The sequence below is a fragment of the Sulfitobacter maritimus genome (assembly GCF_013346665.1).
GTDB classification, from domain to species: Bacteria; Pseudomonadota; Alphaproteobacteria; order Rhodobacterales; family Rhodobacteraceae; genus Sulfitobacter; species Sulfitobacter maritimus.
Genome location: NZ_JABVBB010000020.1, coordinates 39152 through 57061, shown reverse-complemented (window position 1 = coordinate 57061; position 17910 = coordinate 39152). Strand labels below are relative to the sequence as shown.

Here is a 17910-nt window from a genome sequence, read left to right as displayed (position 1 = left end):
TGCGAGAGCATCGCGAAAGGACGCCGCGAGTTGACCATAGACACCGTCGGGGCAGGGCATTGCGCATAGTCAGAGATGGTGCCGCCGCGCCTTGGTAAGCGCGACGACGATGCATCAGCGGGTGCCAAGCGCCTCTTGATAGGTTACAACAGGTGACCAGCCAGGGCTGACGGCGGGCAATGCCTCGGGCGCGTGATCGGCAAAGGCGTCTGCTGCATAGACAACATTGCCGCCTGTCACCGTAAGAACCGCCTCCAACGATTTGATCTCTCCTTCGGGAACAGTGAAGTAGTCATCCGACAAGATTGCGAAATCCGCGTACATGCCTTCCTTGATTTCACCCTTAACGTCCTCCTCTTGCGAGAACCACGCGCTACCGGAGGTGAAGATGCTCAGCGCCTCTTCGCGCGTCAGTTTGTTGGCGTCATCCCAAAGCTCCAATCCACCAACCGTTTTGCCAGTAACCAGCCAGTAAAGCGAAGGCCATGGGTTGTAGCTGCTGACACGGGTGCCATCGGTGCCTGCACCGACCGGGATGCCCATATCGAGCATCTTGCGCACGGGAGGTGTCGCTGTCGCGGCTTCGGCGCCATAGCGGTCGACGAAATATTCGCCGGCAAAGGCCATACGGTCTTGAATGGCGATACCACCGCCAAGCGCTTTGATACGTTCTAATTCCGCGTCCCGCACGGTTTCAGCATGGTCGATGGCCCAACGGGGGGCAAACTTGCCCTGCTCCTCGTTCACCTGCTCAAAAACATCCATGATCAGCGCGATGCTGTCACCATAGGTCGCGTGCTGGCGCAGCGGCCAACCGGCCCCGACTAACATTGTGGTGACCTCGTGCAGATCGCCACGCGGATCCTGCCCTTGGGCTTCGCGTTCGGCCAAATCGGGGGCAGGGGCCATGAAGTTTTCCCAGTCGCCAACGCTGTGAACAAGAAACTCGCCCGCGCCGTCCAACTCGTAACCGTGATCCAGATGCGCGTCCTGATTGACCCCAACTTCGTTGTTCGCGATCCAGTTTTTGAACTCGGCCATTTCACCGCCCGGATCCTGCGCAAAGAGGTAGTAGCTCATTCGCAGCGGCAGCCCGTCATTGGTCGCGATATTCTTGGAGCCAACGTAATCCTCGGGGAACACATGCCCGCCGCCCCCCGCGTCGATCGACGATGTAAGCCCAAGCCGGTTCAGCTCGCGGTAGTACTGTTTGGTCGAGTTCACCATGTCCTCTTCGGACATCTGCGGCAGCGCGCCGATGGTTTTATAAAGGATGGATGGGTTCGGTTCGGCATGTAGAATCGCACCGCCGTTCTCAAGAATCTCGATGCGCGAGCCATCGGCTGTCTCGGTCTCAGACGTATAGCCCAAGGCCTCTACACCAGCCTTATTGAGGAAACCCTGGCTGTAGAGAAACAGCACGAAAACCGGCGTGTCGGGTGCGGCCTCGTTCAGTTCATCAACGGTGGGCATCCGGTTTTCTTCGAATTGATAGGGGGACCAGCCCCCGATAACGCGGACCCATTCGCCCTCAGGTACGCGGTTTGCTTCGGTACGGATGCGCTCCAGTGCCTCTTTGAGCGTCGGGATGCCGTCCCAGCGGGTTTCGAGGTTGTAAAAGCGTCCACCACGGATCTGATGGGAGTGTGAATCGTTCAAGCCCGGAATGACCGTCCGGCCATCGGCGTCGATCACCTGCGTATCATCGCCCTGATAGGCTTCGATGTCGTCATCGCTGCCTAGTGCTACGAATGTCCCGTCGCGCACGGCAAAGGCGGTTGTCTCTGATGTTGCTGCGCCGTCGGCAAAGACGGTGCCTGCATTCTTCACGATAAGATCGGCCGCCAGTTGATCTTGGGCTAAGGCGGGCGTGCCTGCGATCAGGGCGCTCAGGGCCACACTGCGCAGGGCAGTATTTTTGAAAGTCAGCATTGTGTCCTCCAGTTCTAAGGGGCGAGCAGTGGCTGCGCAGAACGCGCAGCCACCCATGTCATATCGCGCGGTGCCGAAGGTTATTCGGACTTCGTAGCGGCTTCCTGTGCGCGGCCATAGCTTTCGGCAGCGGCTTGGTAGCCAGGAGAGACAGCGTTAAAGAGCTCGGCCCATTCCATCGCATCGGGACGATTCCACGTGCGCATCGCCTCGCTCAGGATAGTGTTAGTTGTGAGCGGCTCGATGCCTTCTATTGCCATGCGTTGCATTGCGGCCATTGACGCCATCTCGCTCACGTCGCCCGAAGCGTCCATAACAACGAAGACGTCATAGCCATCAGCCTTTGCCTGAAGCGCCGGGAAGGCGACGCAGACAGAGGTCCAGACACCGGCGATCACCAGTGTTTTGCGGCCGGTCGCCTCAACTGCGGCAACAAAATCCGCATTGTCCCACGAGCTGACTTCGCCCTGCCGCGCAACGTATTGCGCGTCTTCATCGCCTTCCAGAAGTTCTTCCAGTTCGGGCATCAAGGGGCCGTTGGGGCCGTCAGGCTCCGATGCGGTATAGATCACCGGGATGTCCGCCTGCTGAGCGACTTTGGTCAATGTCACTGTGTTGCGACGCAGATCATCGACTGCAATGTCGTTTACAGTCTGGAACAGGCCGGTCTGGTGATCGAGTAGCAGGAAGACAGCATCGGAAGGGTCGAACAGAGCAGCGTTAGCCGCTTCAGTGGGCTCTTTCGAAAGGCCGTCAAGATGCAGGGACTGGCTGGTCTCCTGTGCAGATGCAGCGGGGGCCATTGCGAACGACTGCAAAACCAAGGTGGTGCCTGCCGCGAGAGCGGTAAAGGTTCTTTTGAACCGGTTCATGGGGATCATGTTCACTTCCTCTCTAGGGTTCTGGTGCGGGCTGTTCTTGCGTGATGAAAGCAACAGAAGGCGTCGATTTCACCGAGCAGTGACAGCAACGAGGAAGTTAGAACGGAGGGCACTTTCGGAAAGTCGTTACCATTTGGTAACCACGCCACTTCTTGCTGATCGATAGCGTGAGATCGAGGTCAATTTCGCCTGATCGTGGCGTAGTCGCGGCTCGTAGAACCGGGCGGGCAAGAGCGCCTTCACGAGTGATTGCAAACAGTTGGTGGGGTACGTTGGGCAGATGTGCTGCGTTCGATCTCGAAACTCGCGATTGCCGTCGTGTAGTGCGCATTTTTTTGCGATTTTTTTTACCCAAGCGGAATAAGCCGGCCCCGACAGCGGGGCAGTGCTTACGCTCTTGGCAGGGGATACAGTGCTTTATCAAACGCCTCTAGCGAGGGGAGCTTCAGACAGTCGCGTGTGTTTATATCGCGAAGGCATTGCGCGTATTGGATCATGATTTTTTCCCGCGCCTTTTGCGAAATATAGGGCACATGCCACGCCATGAACGGTTCTAAGACATCCATCCCGGTATAGGCGAGCGTGCCGCGCAGCAGTGGCGAAAGCATTTCAGAGATAGGGCCATGAATCGCATCCCGACCAAACATATGAGGCTGGCCGCCGATGGTGGCCGCGACCAAGGCGCGCTTGCCACGCAAACCACCGCGGTCGTAAAAACGCGTGCCGCCGTAGCAGGTGCCTGACACGAGTACACGATCAAACCAGCCTTTCAGAATGGCCGGAACGGAAAACCAATAGATCGGGAAGTTCAGTACCAGCAGGTCACATTTCATAAGTTTTTCCAGCTCAATCAGAATGTCCGGCGATATTGTTCCCTTGGCGACACCCGCGCGTTGTTCGAGCGCATAGACGAGGTAATCGTCGTTGTTGCGTTCCGGAAAATCTGAAGCAGAGGCCACGGGATTCCACCCCACGGCGTTGAGATCGGAATGGATGACCTCATAGCCCTCTTCGGCCAAGACCCGCTGGGAGGTTGCAGCCATCCCGGCGACAAAGGATTTTGGCTCGGGGGTGCTGCTGAGGATCAGGGCGGTCTTCACTTCACCGGCCCTTCCAAACGGCTGTACGCTTCTCCATTGCGGCGTTTGGCCCTTCCAATGCATCCTCGCTCTCCATCATCTTGGTGAAAAGCGGGAAATCGCCATTGCGCAGGCCGTGATAGAATTGCGCCGCCGACATATGACGCGAAAGCCGCGCCGTTTGCTTGATCGCGGCGACAGATAACGGCGCGGAGGCGGTGATCTGAGCGGCCAGTTCGCGAGCTGTATCCATAAGGTCCGCTTGCGGAACGACGCGGTTCACCAGCCCCCAATGTTTACATTCCTCCGCGCTCAGGCGACGCCCGGTCATCAGAATTTCATTGGCAATCGGCGTTGGCAGCAATTTCGGAAGCAGGAACGTTCCAACGTCAGGCGCGACACCTAGCTGCGCTTCGGGAAGCCACATCTGCGCATGATCCGCAGCAACCGTGAAATCCGCATTCAAAAACACTTCGAACCCTGCCCCAACAGCATAGCCGTTGACCGCGCAAATCACGGGTTTTTCGAGATTGGGCAGTTCGGGAAAGCCGTAGAGCCCGCCTTGCCCGTAGTCATTGCTGTAACCGGCACCACCGACTTCTGCCGCTTCGTTCAAGTCCCATCCGGCGGAGAAGAACTTTTCACCGGCGCCGGTTAAAATGGCCACTCTCAGGCTGTCATCATCGCGGAACTCGGCAAAGACATCGCCCATCAAACGGCTGGTGGGCTGATCAATCGTATTGGCCTTGGGCCGGTCCAATGTGATCTCTAAAATGGCGCCATTGCGATGGGTCTTGATCGGAGATGTCATCTTTCGTTTTCCTTCTTACGATGAGCGCGTCAGCGGCATAAGCCCCAGTTTCGCAGGCCATCAGCGGGTTGATATCGAGCTCTTCGAGATACGGGCCTTGGGCGATGGCATAGGCTGCAAGCGCTTCTGCGGCATTAACCACCGCCGATAGATCAGCCGCTGGTTTGCCTCTGAACCCTGTGAAGAGGGGGGAGGATTTCAGGGAAAGGATCGCTTTAAAAATTTCGTCGCGGGTGGCGGGCAAAAGGATGACGTTGGCGTCTTTCCAAATCTCGACCGCTATGCCGCCCGCTCCGATGGTGAGATAGAGGCCGAACTGGCTGTCGCGGGCCACGCCAAGGATCAGGTCGCCCACGGGGTTCTCCACCATCTGTTCGATAAGCAGCGGTGCGTTGTGGACGATGAGGTCTTGGGCCGCCTCGCGCACCTCTGCCTCGCTAGCGAGATTGAGCTTCACCACACCAAGTTCGGTCTTATGGGCCATCTCCGACGATACGACCTTGAGCACCACCGGGTAGCCGAGTGCGGTTGCGGCACTGACGGCCTCATCTACCGTGGTTTTGACGGACCCTCGCGGAGTCTGGATGCCATGGGCCTGCAAAATCTGCTTCGCGTCCCATTCGTTTACCGTTTCAAACGCCGTATCGACCTTTGCGTCGCTCAGAAACAGCGGGGCGGGAACGAAGGCGGAAAATCCTTTGCCAATCTGCGCCGCGACCGCAGCGGCACGCAGGGCGGAGCGCATTCCCATGAGGGGCGCAATCCCTTCCCTCATCAGCCGGTCCGCCATCGCTTCGGTCATATTCTCGGCCAGTGAAGAGACAATCGCCAAGCGCCCTTTGGTGCGGTGGGCCGCGTCGATCGCTGCGCGTATGGCAAGTTCACTGCCATTGTCCGAACAGCGATCCGGGCGAGGGGCGTCGAGCACGAGGCAGGTCAGCCCGAAACCACAGTCCAGCATGGCGGCATAGGTTTCGCGCAGGCTGTCTCCGTTTCCCCAAGTGAATGTGTGATAATCCAGTGGGTTGGAAATCGTTACCCTGTCCGGCAAGGTCGCAGCGACCTTTAAGGCTTCGCCGGAGGTTAAGGGCCGCAAGTCCATCCCTTCGACATCAGCGAGGTCCGCCATCAAAGAAGCCTCACCACCTGAGCAGCTGAGCGAACCGATCGAATAGTCAGGGGAGGGGCCGAGCGTATGCAGCAGTTTGAGCGTTTCAAGAAAATCATCAAGCGACAGCACACGTGCGACATTCATACGCTGGAAAAACGCCGCAACAAGATCGTCCGCCCCGGCCAGAGAAGCGGTATGCGACACGGTCATGCGCTGTGCCGCGTCTGAAATCCCGACCTTGAGCGCGATCACCGGGACCTTCTGACGACGGGCTTTGGCGAGCGCAGTTTCAATCGCGCGAATGTCACGAAAGCCTTCAATGTGCAGCCCGATCGCTGTCACCTTTGGGTCGTCCAGAACGGCGTCGATCATCTCGGCCATACCGGTTTGAGCCTGATTGCCGACTGTCAGAATATAGGAAATCGGCAGTCCGCGGTTTTGCATGGTCAAATTGATCGCGACATTCGACGACTGCGCGATAATGGCGACGCCCGTATCGCAACGCCGCCCCCCATGTTGGTCCGGCCACAACAGCGCGCCCGCGCGGTAATTGATCAGACCATAGCAATTGGGGCCAAGGATTGGCATTTCGCCCGTCGCATCAACCAATTGTTGCTCCAGACTTTCCCCATCGCGCACCTCACGAAACCCCGACGCAAAGCAGACAGCCCCGCCGCTACCCCGACGCGCAAGGCTGCCCACGATATCGATTGTCGCTTGTCGGTTGACCCCGATAAAGCTCGCATCCGGCGCTGCGGGCAAATCGTCGACACTGGCGAAGCAGGGCAGGCCGGCGATCTTGTCCTTCGTTGGGTGGACGGGCCAGATGTCCCCCTGAAAGCCCATCTGAAGGGACTGCTCGACCACACGTTCGGACCAGCCGCCGCCGAAGACAGCGATCGATTTTGGCTGCAAGAGGCGGGTAAGTTTATGTGTCATATCTCTGCCCGCCTATGCGCCAAGCGGGCGCAGTAAGTCGCGGCTGATAATGTGCCGCTGAATTTCCGAGGTTCCATCCCAGATCCGTTCGACGCGGGCATCGCGCCAGAACCGTTCAATGGGGAAATCATCCATCAGCCCCATTCCGCCAAAGATTTGCAGCGTCGTGTCGGTGACGCGACCCAGCATTTCGGATGCAAACACCTTTGCGCTGGCGATTTCCCTGTTCGCCGGCAACCCTTGATCAAGCCGCCAGGCTGCCGAGAGGGTCAACAGTTCCGCCGCATCAATATCGGTCACCATGTCTGCCAACTGGAAGCTGACGCCTTGGAATTTGCCGATCTGCTGGCCAAATTGCTTGCGTTCAGAGGCATAGTTGAGCGCATATTCGAAACACCGGCGCGCGCGCCCTACCGCATTTGTCGCCACGGTGATCCGCGTGGCGTAGAGCCATTCGTTCATGACCGCAAAGCCCCCGTCGACCTCTCCCAGAACTTGGGAGTCGGGCAGGCGGCAATCCTCAAACCGCAGGATCATGTTGTTGTATCCGCGGTGGCTGACCGAGCTGTAGCCGGGGGCGATTTCAAACCCCGGCGTGCCGCGGTCGACGAGGAAGGCGGTGATCCGTTTTTTCGGTCCCTTGGGGGTATCGTCCACGCCGGTCGCGACGAAAACGATGACAAAGTCTGCATGTTCCGCCCCCGAGATGAAATGCTTGGTGCCATTCACGACCCAGTCGCCACCTTCGCGAACTGCAAAACATTTCATGCCGCGCACATCGGAGCCTGCGTCAGGTTCCGTCATCGCCAGAGCGTCCATACGTTCCCCGCGCACGGCCGGAAGCAGGTAGCGTTCGCGCTGCTCGCCTTCACAAGCCATCAAGATATTTTGCGGGCGGCCAAAGAAATGCGTGAGCGCCATTGATCCGCGCCCAAGCTCGCGTTCCACCAGTGCGAAGTCTGTATGGCTCAACCCCGCGCCGCCGACCTCCTGAGGGAAATTGCAGGCATAAAAGCCCAGATCGAGACATTTCTGCTTGATGCTCTGCGCAACATCCGGGTCCACCACGCCGGTGCGTTCCACGCGTTCTTCATGTGGGTAAATTTCGTTCTCAACAAAACTGCGAACAGTTGAGACGATCATATCCTGTTCGTCTGTTAGGCCAAAATGCATGGATCACACCTTGAGATGACGCAAAATCTGCGCGGTTTCTCTGAACATATCGTGCCGCCGAAAGAGGGGCGGTAACGTTACTATACGTTCATATAATAACGGCGCAAGTGTAATTATACGCTTGGATAACAGGTGATTGTCATTCGGTTCAGGAGGAAAAATTTGACCGGCAGGGTGCTGGGGAAGGCCGTTGTTTTACTTCGAAAACAGGTGGATAACGCCACCTAACGTCGTGCACGTTTTGGGGTGCCCGGCTCCGTGTGGAGCCGGGCAGGCTTACGATTTAGGCGGCGTCTGGCGTTAAAACCTCAGTGACAAGCAGGACATGCCCCCATCCAGCTTGGCGCATTCCGAATTATTGATCTCAACCACCTCAAAGCCGTGGTTGGTCAGCATCTCAGCTGTGCGGGGGAAGCCTGCCGGGCAGAGCACAAATTGATTAAACCGGATGCTGTTTGCGGCGGCCTCTTCACCTTCTGCGGTATGCAGCACGCGGTAGCCTTCAAAGCAGCCCGAAGCGTCGAGCCGTTTGGTGCTGAGGATGGTCTCACCGTCGAGCAGTGAGCAATCGGTCTTGAAATGCAGCACGCCGGGCGGGGTAAAGACCTCGCGCAGGCTATAGCCCCAATCTGAGACGATCCGCGTCAGTTCGGCCACGCCTTCGGCATCGGTGCGGTCTGACCTGCCCACCAGAATTTCGCGCCCGGTCACCAGAATGTCGCCGCCTTCGATATGGCCGGGGCCTTCGATCCGGCGCAGTTCGTCGTAAAGAGCGTCTAAAGTCGGTGCCATTACGGCCACTTCGCCCATGCGGCTCGGCGCGCCGGGGCGCATCAGAACGGCGCCCTTGGGCAGACAAAGTGCGGTATCCTCGACAAAGACGGAATCCGGGAACGCTTCCAGTGCGGGCAGTTCGATTACCTCGGCCCCGGTCTGTTTCAGTGTTGCAACATAATGGGCGTGGGCGTCTTCCATCCGCGCGAGATCAGGCGTGCCGATGTCTTCGGCGCGTAGGCCGTTGACGATGCTTGCGGCAGGGCGGCGGGTGACGGCGCGGGTGAATTCATAGGTGGGGTCTGTCATGTCATGCTCTCTTGTTCACTGGCGCAGGAAGGGCTGGGCCTGAATTTCAATTAGGGTTGGTCCGCCTTTGCCCGTGGCCGCGCGGAGCGCTTTTGCGACGGCATCCGGTTCTGGCCCGCAGCGCCAGAAGGGCAGGCCACAGGATTGGGCGACAGCGGCGAAGTCCGGCGGGGTCGGGTCGCAGCCGACCACGCTCACCCCCGCGTCCTGCATGGAGGTGGCGATTTCCTGATAGCCGTGGTTGTTCCAGATCATGAAGCAGATCGGCAGATTTTCTTGAACGGCGCACATCAGTTCCGGCAGGCTGAACTGCGCGCCGCCGTCGCCCGCGATGCAAATCACCGGCGTGTCTGGCGCTGCCAGCGCGGCCCCGATTGCGGCGGGGATGCCATAGCCAAGCGCGCCGAAGCCGGTCGCGGCGTTGAACCAGCCGCCGGGGCGGTCGTGATCATAATAAAGGTTGCCTGCGTAGATTGGCTGTGCGGAATCGCCCACGATGATTGCTCCCGGAACCGCCGTGCGCATTTCGGCAAGGACATCACAAAGCGCGCGCATTTCCGGGCCAATTTCTTCGACCGCTTCGCGGCGGGTCTTAGTGGCGCGTTCTGGGCCGTCCGGAGCAGCGCTTGCATCAATTGCGGTATTCAGAGCGTCGATTGCCGCAGCCGCGTCGCCAAGGATCGACAGTTCGGCGGGTTGACGTGCAAGCTGGTCAGGGCAGAGGTCAACACGGATCATCCTTTGCATCCGGGGCATCGTGCCGGTGGCGTACATGTCATAGTCGGTCGGACCCAATTCGGTACCGACGGCCAGCACGACGTCTGACTGATCGATGAGCCTGCGCACGGCCTGCAGACTGGGGCTGGCAGGTACGCCTAAGGGATGCTCGAACATCAGGCCGCGGGCGTTCACCGTTTGCACAACCGGAGCGCCGAGCTTTTCCGCAAGGGTGCGCAGGGCGTTCCCCGCGCGTCGAGCGCCGCCACCGGCAAGGATCACCGGTGCCTTGCTCTGCGCCAAGAGGGCTACGGCATCTGCAATTTGATCGTCAGACGGCGTAGGCGGCGCGGGGTGAGAAGGGGCCAGTGCTTCTGCGGTATAGGGCGCACCGGCAATGTCCAACGGGATTTCGAGATGTGTCGGTCCCGGTCGACCGCTATCGAACGGCCCGAACACGCGCGCGAGCATCGGCGCTAAGTCATCGGCGCTTTCGACACGTTCCGAAACCAGCGCAACGGTCCGCGCCATTGCCCGTTGATCCGGCAGCTCGTGCAAATGGCCCCGACCTTTGCCAAGGCTGGGCAGCGTGTTGACGCCGGAGATCACCAGCATCGGCACGGAATCGGCCCGCCCCTGCCCGATGGCCGTGAGCGTATTGGTCAGCCCCGGCCCGGTGATGACAAAGGCCACGCCCGGTTTGCCCGATACCCGCGCATAGCCATCTGCCATGAACCCCGCACCCTGTTCGTGCCGGGGGGTTACATGGCGAATGCCGGAGGCCGCCAAGCCCCGGTAAAGCTCAATCGTATGCACGCCCGGAATGCCAAAAACACAATCGACGCCGCGCTCGGAAAGCTGGGCGACCAATGCTTCTCCGACACTGATCATGCGGATTCCAGTTGCAGCTGCGCCGCGTGGTGGATGATCCGGTCACAGGCTGTATCGAAGGCCGCATCACCTGTCGTCAGCGCTACCCGCACCCAGGCATCGAGCGTCTGGCCAAAGGACGCACCGGGCATGACGGCCACCCCGGCGTGCTCAAGCAGGTGAATGGCATAGTCCGCGCCGCTCATCCCGGTGGCGCTGACGTCGATCATTGCGAACATGCCAGCTTCCGGACGGTGTACCTTTAACTGGCTTTCTTCGGACAGGCGGCTGTGCAAGCGCTCGGCCCGCGCGGCAAAGCGCTCCGTCATTCCTTTCGCCACCGGAGACCCCTCGCGCACGGCCTTTTCGGTCATGTCCGCGATGAAGGGTTGGTTGCCAAAGAGCATGGTTTCCGACAGCGGGAGAAGTGCTTCGGTGAAGGCTTCCGGCGCAATGCACCAGCCACTGCGAAAGCCCGGTGCTGCGTGAGACTTTGAGATCGAGGAGACAACGATGACCCGGTCAGCCAACTGCGGGCGCGACAGGGGCGAGCAGAAGTTGGTGGTGTCAAAAATAAGGTCTTCGTAGACCTCATCGGAGATAATCCAGAGGTCATGGGCAATCGCCAATTCTCCAATCGCGTCAATGTCTGCACGGGTCAGCACCGATCCGGTCGGGTTATGCGGTGTGGTCAACAGGATCGCCGTGGTCTGCGGGCTGATCCTTGCGGCGATGTCATCGGCGTGAATGCGAAAGCCGTTTTCCGGACGCAGTGGCACCGGCACCATCTCAGCGCCGCTGGAGCGAATAACCCCTTCGTAGGTGGCGTACATCGGGTCGCCGACCAGAACCTGCTGGCCGGCCTCTGCCGCACCCAGCAGCACCGCATAAAGGGCGGTCTGCGTGCCGGGGAAGCACATCGCTTGATCCGGGGTGATGCGGCGGCCCGAGGTGCGCGAATAGCGCTCGGCCAGTGCGGCACGCAACCCTGCCTCGCCGCGGCCATCAGAATAGCCAGTCCGACCGCGGCGCATCGCATCTGCGGCGACCTCCACGAGAGCGGGGGGCGTTGGCACGTCCGGCTCGCCAATGGTGAGTTCAATGATATCGCGGCCCTGCGCGGCCAATTCACGCGCCCGGATGTGAACTTCCCATTTCGCGCCGCCAAGCCCTGCAAGGCGTTTGGTTATGTCTGTCTGTCTCATGTCTGTTGCCCTGCCTTTGTTAGGTCCATTCCGAGAATTGCGCCGACCGATCTGATCCCGATTTCCGGAAGCTCATCCGGTGCGAATGCCCCTGAGAGAATACCGCCTTCCAGCCACAGCCCATCGATCACGGCGTTGCAGGCGATTGCCAAATACCGCAGCTGCTGCGGTGTGGCGGGCTGGCCGGCTTCTTCCAACACGGCGGCAATCAGTGCCTCAAGGCGGTTGCGGAAGTTGTAATAAGTGCGCTCGTGACTATCGCGCATCTGCTGGTCATCGTGCACCTTGGTGAGGAACCCGGCCCAGAGGCTGACCGACCCGGCGTCGACAACCGGTGGCGTGAGGCTGGCCACAACGAAAGCCGCGAGCTGTGCCGCGGCTGCGCCACTGTCGGCATCCGCAGATGCCGATGTCAGATCGGTCAACCGGTCCATGTGATGTTCATAGGCCGCCGTTATCAGCTCTTCCTTGGACGAGAAGTGATGTCGGATCATGCCTTGTGACACATCCGCGCGTGCGGCAATGGCCCGGACCGTCGCAGCCTGAACGCCCTTTTCGGCGATCAGCGACAGGGTGGCATTGATCAGCGCCTCCCTGCGGTGCTCCGCTGGCTCACGCTTAAATTTGGGAGTGTTGTCCGACACAGGCGATTTTCAAACCTCGTAATTATACACTTGCATGATTGCGAAATACGGGCCTTACTACAAGTCACAATTTTGGGGAACACCAAATGGGAGGCGCGGACGCGTTGAAGAAGAAGCCGATGGGAGCAACGGAAGCGGCCAGAGATGCCAACGCTGATAACGCAGCGGAAAATGAGGCCATAAGGGTTACTGACCTGCATAAATCCTTTGGCGCGCTGGAGGTCCTGAAGGGGGTCTCTCTCACTGCGCAGAAAGGCGACGTTGTTGCGATTATTGGCGGCAGCGGCTCGGGAAAGTCGACCTTCTTGCGGTGTATCAATTTTCTGGAAACCCCAAGCACAGGTCAGATCATCGTCAACGGCGAAGAAATTCTGATGCGTCAAGACGGCTCGCCCGTCGACTGCCGACAGATCGAACGTATCCGGACTCGCCTTGGCATGGTGTTTCAGGCCTTCAACCTCTGGACCCACCGCACGTTGTTGGAAAACGTCATTGAGGTGCCGGTCTATGTGCTTAAGGTGCCACGGGATGAAGCGATCAAACGCGCGCGGGTGCTGCTTGAGCGGGTCGGGCTGGGCGACAAGGCTGATACGTTCCCGGCGTTTCTCTCCGGCGGTCAGCAGCAACGCGCGGCCATCGCCCGCGCCCTTGCGGTGGAACCCAGTGTGATGCTGTTTGACGAACCCACCAGTGCGCTCGACCCCGAGTTGGTGGGTGAGGTGCTCACGGTAATCCGCGATCTGGCCGCCGAAGGGCGCACCATGCTGCTCGTGACCCATGAGATGAAATTCGCCCGCGAGGTCGCGACCCATGTCGTCTATCTTTTCGAGGGCCGCATTGAAGAACAGGGACCGCCGGAACAGCTTTTCGGCAACCCTCAATCCGCCCGGCTTCAGCAGTTTTTGCAGACAGTCGGTTAAACCACCAAAAACAAGACAGGGAGACTACTGATGACACTCAAAAAACTTATGACAACCGCAATCGCGACTGCAATCGTGAGCGCAGGTGCCGTGGCCGCCGAAGAGGTCAAAATCGGCATCGCCGCAGAGCCATATCCCCCCTTTGCCTCGCTTAACGCTGCTGGCGAGTGGGAAGGTTGGGAAATCGAGGTTATCGACGCGGTGTGCGCCGCGGCGGAATTGGACTGCGTGATCACGCCTGTCGCTTGGGACGGCATCATCCCGTCGCTGACTGGCCAGCAGGTCGATGCGATCATGGCCTCCATGTCGATCACCGAAGAGCGTCAGCAGACGATTGATTTCAGCGATCCCTACTACAACACGCCTGCAGTGATTGTGGCGGATAAGTCGATGGATATTGAGCCGACGCCCGAGTCCCTCGCTGGCAAGATCGTCGGTATTCAAGCCTCAACAATTCACCAAGCCTATGCCAACGAATATTTCGGCGATGCGGCAGAGATCCGGGTCTATCAGACGCAGGACGAAGCCAATCAGGATCTGGTCTCGGGCCGGATCGACGCCACTCAGGCCGACAGCATCGCCATGGCGGATTTCGTTAACTCGGACATTGGCGCCTGCTGCGAAATCAAAGGGGCAGTCAAGAATGACGAGGCCATCTTAGGCAAAGGTGTCGGCGCGGGGGTGCGTAAGGGCGATGATGCGTTGCGCGAAAAACTGAACAAGGGCATCGCCAAGATCCTCGAAGATGGCACCCATGAAGAGATCACCGGGCGCTATTTCGATACCAGCATCTACGCTGAGTAAGCCGGCATCGTGGAGTTCTTCTTCGAAACGCTCGGTCTGACCGAAAGTGCGAAACTATTGTCCCTCAGCCCGCCGGGCTGGGGAGGCAACCTTCTGCGTGGGCTCGCAAACTCATTGCAGATCGCCTTTGGTGCTTTCGGGTTCGGTCTGCTGATCGGGCTTTTTGGAGCCTACGGCAAGCTTTATGGCGGGGTGGTCCTACGCGACCTCCTCGCTGTCTATACGACTGTGATCCGGGCGGTGCCGGAGCTGGTGTTGATCCTGATCCTCTATTACGTCGGCACCGATCTTATTAACAAAATTTCAGAGGCCATGGGCTATGGCCGTGTCGAGATCAGCGGTGTGGTCGCCGGGATCTGGGTGCTTGGGGTCGTGCAGGGCGCCTATGCCACCGAAGTGCTGCGTGGCGCGATTCAGGCTGTTCCGCCCGGTCAGATCGAAGCCGCACGGGCCTACGGCATGCCGCCATTTATGCTGATGCGCCGGGTTACCATCCCCGCGATGATGTCGTTTGCCACGCCCGGTCTTGCGAACCTTTGGCTGATTGCGACCAAGGATACCGCCCTGCTGGCCATCGTCGGCTTTAGCGAGCTGACCCTTGAGACACGACAGGCCGCTGCCAGCACCCGCGCCTATTTCACCTTCTTCCTCGCCGCGGGTGCTCTTTATCTGATTGTGACGCTCTGTTCGGGTGCAGTCTTTGCCCGGATTGAAAAATGGGCGCGGCGCGGCCAGCCGTCGCTGAAAGGAGCGGGCCGATGATTTCTATTCGCGCTCTGATGCAGCCGCACCGTATCGTCATGATGGCAGTCCTGCTGGCCGTGGTGATCTGGTGCGCCGTGGCGCTGCGGTGGGATTGGATACCGGAATACGCCCCGTTGGCGCTTGAGGGTCTCTGGCGCACGATCTGGATCTTGGTGGTCACTTGCGTGCTGGGGTTTCTTCTGGCCATCCCCCTCGGCCTCGCGCAGGCTATCGGGCCTTGGTATCTCTCCGCGCCCGCGGGGGTATTCTGTACCGTCATTCGCGGCACACCACTCCTGTTGCAAATCTGGCTGCTCTACTACGGCCTCGGTTCGCTCTTCCCGCAAATCCCGTGGATTCGCGGCAGTGAACTCTGGCCCTACCTGCGCCAAGCTTGGCCCTATGCGGTGTTGGCCCTGACGTTGTCCTATGCGGGTTATGAAGGCGAAGTCATGCGCGGCGCGTTCTCCAGCGTGAACAAAGGGCAGCTTGAAGCCGCAAACGCATTTGGCATGCCGCGCTTCACCATGTTCCGCCGTATTTGGCTGCCCCAAGCCATTCGCAATGTGCTGCCAACATTGGGCGGTGAAACTATTTTGCAGCTCAAGGCGACACCTCTGGTCGCGACGATCACCGTGGTTGAACTCTATGCGGTTTCCTCGCGGGTGCGGTCGGATACCTTTATTGTGTACGAACCGCTGATCCTGCTGGCGGTGTTTTACATGATCATCGCCGGGATCATCGCGCTGATGTTTCGCCGGTTTGAAAACCGGGTGCCGGGGTAGGGGAATAGGTAAGGGCAACTTCATGGCCGACGATTTGTCGTCGGCCTTAGGCTGATCTAAGCTGCTTCGTTGGCCCCATGTCCTGCGACATTTCTCACGCCTACGTTCTGATTTTCCCGGCCCTTGTTCCGGCAATCTGTTTTTTCTGTTGACTGCTTTCTGGAACGAATGGCGGAAGGCCCGTAACGCGGGGAAAAGTATCAGCTAAAGCGCTCCAACAGCAGCGGGGGGAGCGACAACGATAGGGAGGAGCCGCGATGCCAAGCGGATTTCGAGACGCTTGTGCATCCCGCCCCTTTCTGCATTCCGAGGTGCAAAAGGCTGGCTTCAAGGACCAACGGGCAGCTTAATCGGCGCGGTCCATCACCGCCGCCACCCGGCGTAGGTTTTCGGTAACCATGGCCGAAAGATCATCGAGCCGCATTTCGGTATCTCTCGCCCAAATCAAGATAGCTTCCGTCAACGCGCGCACGGCCAAGTCAGACAAAAGCCGCGCCTCAATCAAACTGTCCGGGCCAAGCCGCGCGGTTAGGATGTCGGCCAATACGTCGGCTGTGGCTTTGCCGCGCACATGGAACATGTCGCGAAGGGCGGGATTTTTCTGAACGACCTCAAGGATTTTTGTGAGCAAGCCACGCTCAACCGGCGCGACTTGATAAAGACGCCCCAGCAACAGGCCCAAATCCTCAACCAAGGGGGCCTTTGAGTTGATAAACCAATCCGCGCCGGCCACGTCGATCTTCATCGCCTCCCCCAAAATCGCGGCTTCTTTATTGGGGTAATAATTAAAGAAAGTGCGGGTGCTGACCGCCGCCTCTTTGGCGATGGCATCGGTTGTGGTGCAATCCAATCCATGCTCAAGCGCCAAGGTGACCGCTGCCAACTGAATGTCACGTGCGGTCTGAAGGCGGCGTCTTTGACGTAAATCCATCGCCATTGTACTCCTTGCCTCTTCCCTTCATTGACAGTAATCATTGCACACTGTGCAACGTGGCGCAATCGGCGCGGCGCTCTTTTGGACCATGGCAACGGATCAGACCCTTATGAAAAAGTTTTCGTTTCACCCGGCCGCGCTTTTTGCAGCGACGCTGGCGCTGGCCGTTCCTGCGCAGGCCCAAGCCCCCGCTGGCATGCCGCCGAAAAAGGTCGGTGTTGTCGAAGCGCAGCTTCAAGAGGTCCCTCGGATCGTGACATTGCCGGGGCGTGCGGTGGCGGCTTCTGCAACGGCGATCCGTCCGCGCGTCGGCGGGATTATGGAGGAAATCCTCTATGAGCCCGGCAAGCCCATCACCGAAGGCACGCCGATGTTTCGCATTGAGGATGCGACCTATCGCGCGAACCTTGCCAGTGCCGAAGCGCAGCTTGCCAGTGCGCAGGCGCAGGTCACGCAAGCCGAGTCTGCCTATAGCCGCACCGAACGGCTGGTCGGCTCCGGCAGCACGAAGGCACAGCTTGAATCCGCCCGTGCAACCTTGGACCAATCCCGTGCGGCGGTGAAAGCTGCGCAGGCGGCCCTGACCCTTGCCGAGGCGAAACTGGGGTGGACGACTGTGAAAAGCCCGATTGCGGGCGTGGCGAGTGTCGCGGCTGTGTCGGTGGGCGATCTGGTGACCGAAGGCCAAGCCTCTGCGCTGGCCACGGTCACCCAGCTCGACCCGATCGAAGTGGATATGTACGAGCCTTCTTCGCGGTTCCTTGCGGTGATGGAGGACATCACAGACGGCACGCTGCGTTTGAACGAAGAGTTGCAGGCAACGTTGAAGCTTGAGAACGGTCGGATTTACCAAAGCCGGGGCAGTCTTGTGGCGCCGGGTGTGACGGTCTCGACCTCAACCGGTTCAATCGACACGCGGTTTCGTTTTGAGAACCCCGACCATTTAATTCTGCCGGGAATGTTCCTGCGAGGCCAGATTGATCTGGGCAGAACGGAAGCATTTTTAATCTCTCACTCCGCCACAAAGCGCGACAAGTTGGGCAATTTGACAGCTTGGGTGGTCGAAGATGGGAAAGCCAGCCGCCGCGCGTTGACCGAAGATGGCTCGTTTGAGCAGCAATGGATCGTCACAGGCGGGCTTGAGGACGGTGATACGGTCATTATGGATGGTCTGGCCGGCTTGGCAGAAGGCACGGCGGTTGTCCCGGTGCCGGTGCAATTTGACGAGGATGGCGTTCTGCGCGATCTCCCCGCAGCCTCAGCGGCGGCGGAGTAACA

16 protein-coding genes are annotated in these 17910 nt (G+C 59.3%); 5 read left to right on the top strand and 11 right to left on the bottom strand.

Going from position 1 to position 17910, the window contains the following annotated elements:
• Positions 1 to 114 precede the first annotated feature (114 nt).
• From HTT03_RS01880 to HTT03_RS01835, 10 genes are all read right to left on the bottom strand, one after another.
• Entirely contained in the window at positions 115 to 1932 is a 1818-nt protein-coding gene (locus tag HTT03_RS01880) for an amidohydrolase (RefSeq protein WP_174858187.1), read from the bottom strand.
• An 80-nt stretch (positions 1933 to 2012) separates the two neighbouring features.
• Entirely contained in the window at positions 2013 to 2813 is an 801-nt protein-coding gene (locus HTT03_RS01875; protein ID WP_217482705.1) for an isochorismatase family protein, read from the bottom strand.
• Between the two features lie 389 nt (positions 2814 to 3202).
• Positions 3203 to 3913 carry an NAD(P)H-dependent oxidoreductase gene (locus HTT03_RS01870; RefSeq protein ID WP_217482704.1) on the bottom strand — a complete coding sequence of 237 codons (711 nt, stop codon included), beginning with the start codon at positions 3911 to 3913 and terminating at the stop codon, positions 3203 to 3205.
• 1 nt (position 3914) lies between these two features.
• Positions 3915 to 4703 carry an enoyl-CoA hydratase-related protein gene (locus tag HTT03_RS01865; RefSeq protein WP_174858185.1) on the bottom strand — a complete coding sequence of 263 codons (789 nt, stop codon included), beginning with the start codon at positions 4701 to 4703 and terminating at the stop codon, positions 3915 to 3917.
• Complete coding sequence (locus HTT03_RS01860) at positions 4624 to 6753, bottom strand: acetate--CoA ligase family protein (RefSeq protein ID WP_174858184.1); 2130 nt, start codon at positions 6751 to 6753, stop codon at positions 4624 to 4626. Before HTT03_RS01860 ends, HTT03_RS01865 begins: the two co-directional genes overlap by 80 nt.
• A 12-nt stretch (positions 6754 to 6765) precedes the next feature.
• Positions 6766 to 7926, bottom strand: coding sequence for an acyl-CoA dehydrogenase family protein (locus HTT03_RS01855; protein WP_174858183.1), 1161 nt, complete (start codon positions 7924 to 7926; stop codon positions 6766 to 6768).
• 300 nt (positions 7927 to 8226) lie between these two features.
• On the bottom strand, positions 8227 to 9009 hold the full coding sequence (locus HTT03_RS01850) for a dimethylarginine dimethylaminohydrolase family protein (RefSeq protein ID WP_174858182.1): 783 nt from the start codon (positions 9007 to 9009) through the stop codon (positions 8227 to 8229).
• A 15-nt stretch (positions 9010 to 9024) separates the two neighbouring features.
• Entirely contained in the window at positions 9025 to 10617 is a 1593-nt protein-coding gene (locus HTT03_RS01845) for a 5-guanidino-2-oxopentanoate decarboxylase (protein ID WP_174858181.1), read from the bottom strand.
• Positions 10614 to 11801 (bottom strand): pyridoxal phosphate-dependent aminotransferase, encoded by a 1188-nt coding sequence (locus tag HTT03_RS01840; RefSeq protein ID WP_174858180.1) that lies wholly within the window; start codon positions 11799 to 11801, stop codon positions 10614 to 10616. The genes HTT03_RS01845 and HTT03_RS01840 overlap by 4 nt, the downstream gene beginning before the upstream one ends.
• Positions 11798 to 12445: a TetR family transcriptional regulator C-terminal domain-containing protein gene (locus HTT03_RS01835; RefSeq protein ID WP_174858179.1), complete on the bottom strand. Its 648-nt coding sequence runs from the start codon at positions 12443 to 12445 to the stop codon at positions 11798 to 11800. Before HTT03_RS01835 ends, HTT03_RS01840 begins: the two co-directional genes overlap by 4 nt.
• A 119-nt stretch (positions 12446 to 12564) precedes the next feature.
• On the opposite strand from HTT03_RS01835, the gene HTT03_RS01830 reads away from it, so the two are divergent.
• From HTT03_RS01830 to HTT03_RS01815, 4 genes are read left to right on the top strand one after another with little or no spacing between them, the layout of a single operon-like run.
• Entirely contained in the window at positions 12565 to 13365 is an 801-nt protein-coding gene (locus tag HTT03_RS01830) for an ABC transporter ATP-binding protein (RefSeq protein WP_174858206.1), read from the top strand.
• Positions 13366 to 13395: 30 nt separating this feature from the next.
• Positions 13396 to 14169: a transporter substrate-binding domain-containing protein gene (locus HTT03_RS01825; protein WP_174858178.1), complete on the top strand. Its 774-nt coding sequence runs from the start codon at positions 13396 to 13398 to the stop codon at positions 14167 to 14169.
• A 9-nt stretch (positions 14170 to 14178) separates the two neighbouring features.
• The gene (locus HTT03_RS01820; RefSeq protein WP_174858177.1) at positions 14179 to 14931 is read left to right on the top strand and encodes an ABC transporter permease; all 753 of its coding nucleotides are present in this window, start codon (positions 14179 to 14181) and stop codon (positions 14929 to 14931) included.
• On the top strand, positions 14928 to 15698 hold the full coding sequence (locus tag HTT03_RS01815; protein ID WP_174858176.1) for an ABC transporter permease: 771 nt from the start codon (positions 14928 to 14930) through the stop codon (positions 15696 to 15698). The genes HTT03_RS01820 and HTT03_RS01815 overlap by 4 nt, the downstream gene beginning before the upstream one ends.
• 346 nt (positions 15699 to 16044) lie before the next feature.
• Here the strand turns inward: HTT03_RS01815 and HTT03_RS01810 are convergent, their stop codons facing one another.
• Positions 16045 to 16635, bottom strand: a complete 591-nt coding sequence (locus HTT03_RS01810) for a TetR/AcrR family transcriptional regulator (RefSeq protein WP_174858175.1) — start codon at positions 16633 to 16635, stop codon at positions 16045 to 16047.
• 106 nt (positions 16636 to 16741) lie between these two features.
• Between HTT03_RS01810 and HTT03_RS01805 the strand changes: the two genes are divergently transcribed.
• The gene (locus HTT03_RS01805) at positions 16742 to 17908 is read left to right on the top strand and encodes an efflux RND transporter periplasmic adaptor subunit (protein ID WP_174858174.1); all 1167 of its coding nucleotides are present in this window, start codon (positions 16742 to 16744) and stop codon (positions 17906 to 17908) included.
• Positions 17909 to 17910 lie beyond the last annotated feature (2 nt).

Coding starts and splice junctions, on each gene's coding strand:
- HTT03_RS01880 (WP_174858187.1), bottom strand. CDS start 1,932: ATGCTGACTTTCAAAAATACTGCCCTGCGCAGTGTGGCCCTGAGCGCC.
- HTT03_RS01875 (WP_217482705.1), bottom strand. CDS start 2,813: ATGATCCCCATGAACCGGTTCAAAAGAACCTTTACCGCTCTCGCGGCA.
- HTT03_RS01865 (WP_174858185.1), bottom strand. CDS start 4,703: ATGACATCTCCGATCAAGACCCATCGCAATGGCGCCATTTTAGAGATC.
- HTT03_RS01860 (WP_174858184.1), bottom strand. CDS start 6,753: ATGACACATAAACTTACCCGCCTCTTGCAGCCAAAATCGATCGCTGTC.
- HTT03_RS01855 (WP_174858183.1), bottom strand. CDS start 7,926: ATGCATTTTGGCCTAACAGACGAACAGGATATGATCGTCTCAACTGTT.
- HTT03_RS01850 (WP_174858182.1), bottom strand. CDS start 9,009: ATGACAGACCCCACCTATGAATTCACCCGCGCCGTCACCCGCCGCCCT.
- HTT03_RS01845 (WP_174858181.1), bottom strand. CDS start 10,617: ATGATCAGTGTCGGAGAAGCATTGGTCGCCCAGCTTTCCGAGCGCGGC.
- HTT03_RS01840 (WP_174858180.1), bottom strand. CDS start 11,801: ATGAGACAGACAGACATAACCAAACGCCTTGCAGGGCTTGGCGGCGCG.
- HTT03_RS01830 (WP_174858206.1), top strand. CDS start 12,565: ATGGGAGCAACGGAAGCGGCCAGAGATGCCAACGCTGATAACGCAGCG.
- HTT03_RS01825 (WP_174858178.1), top strand. CDS start 13,396: ATGACACTCAAAAAACTTATGACAACCGCAATCGCGACTGCAATCGTG.
- HTT03_RS01815 (WP_174858176.1), top strand. CDS start 14,928: ATGATTTCTATTCGCGCTCTGATGCAGCCGCACCGTATCGTCATGATG.
- HTT03_RS01810 (WP_174858175.1), bottom strand. CDS start 16,635: ATGGCGATGGATTTACGTCAAAGACGCCGCCTTCAGACCGCACGTGAC.
- HTT03_RS01805 (WP_174858174.1), top strand. CDS start 16,742: ATGAAAAAGTTTTCGTTTCACCCGGCCGCGCTTTTTGCAGCGACGCTG.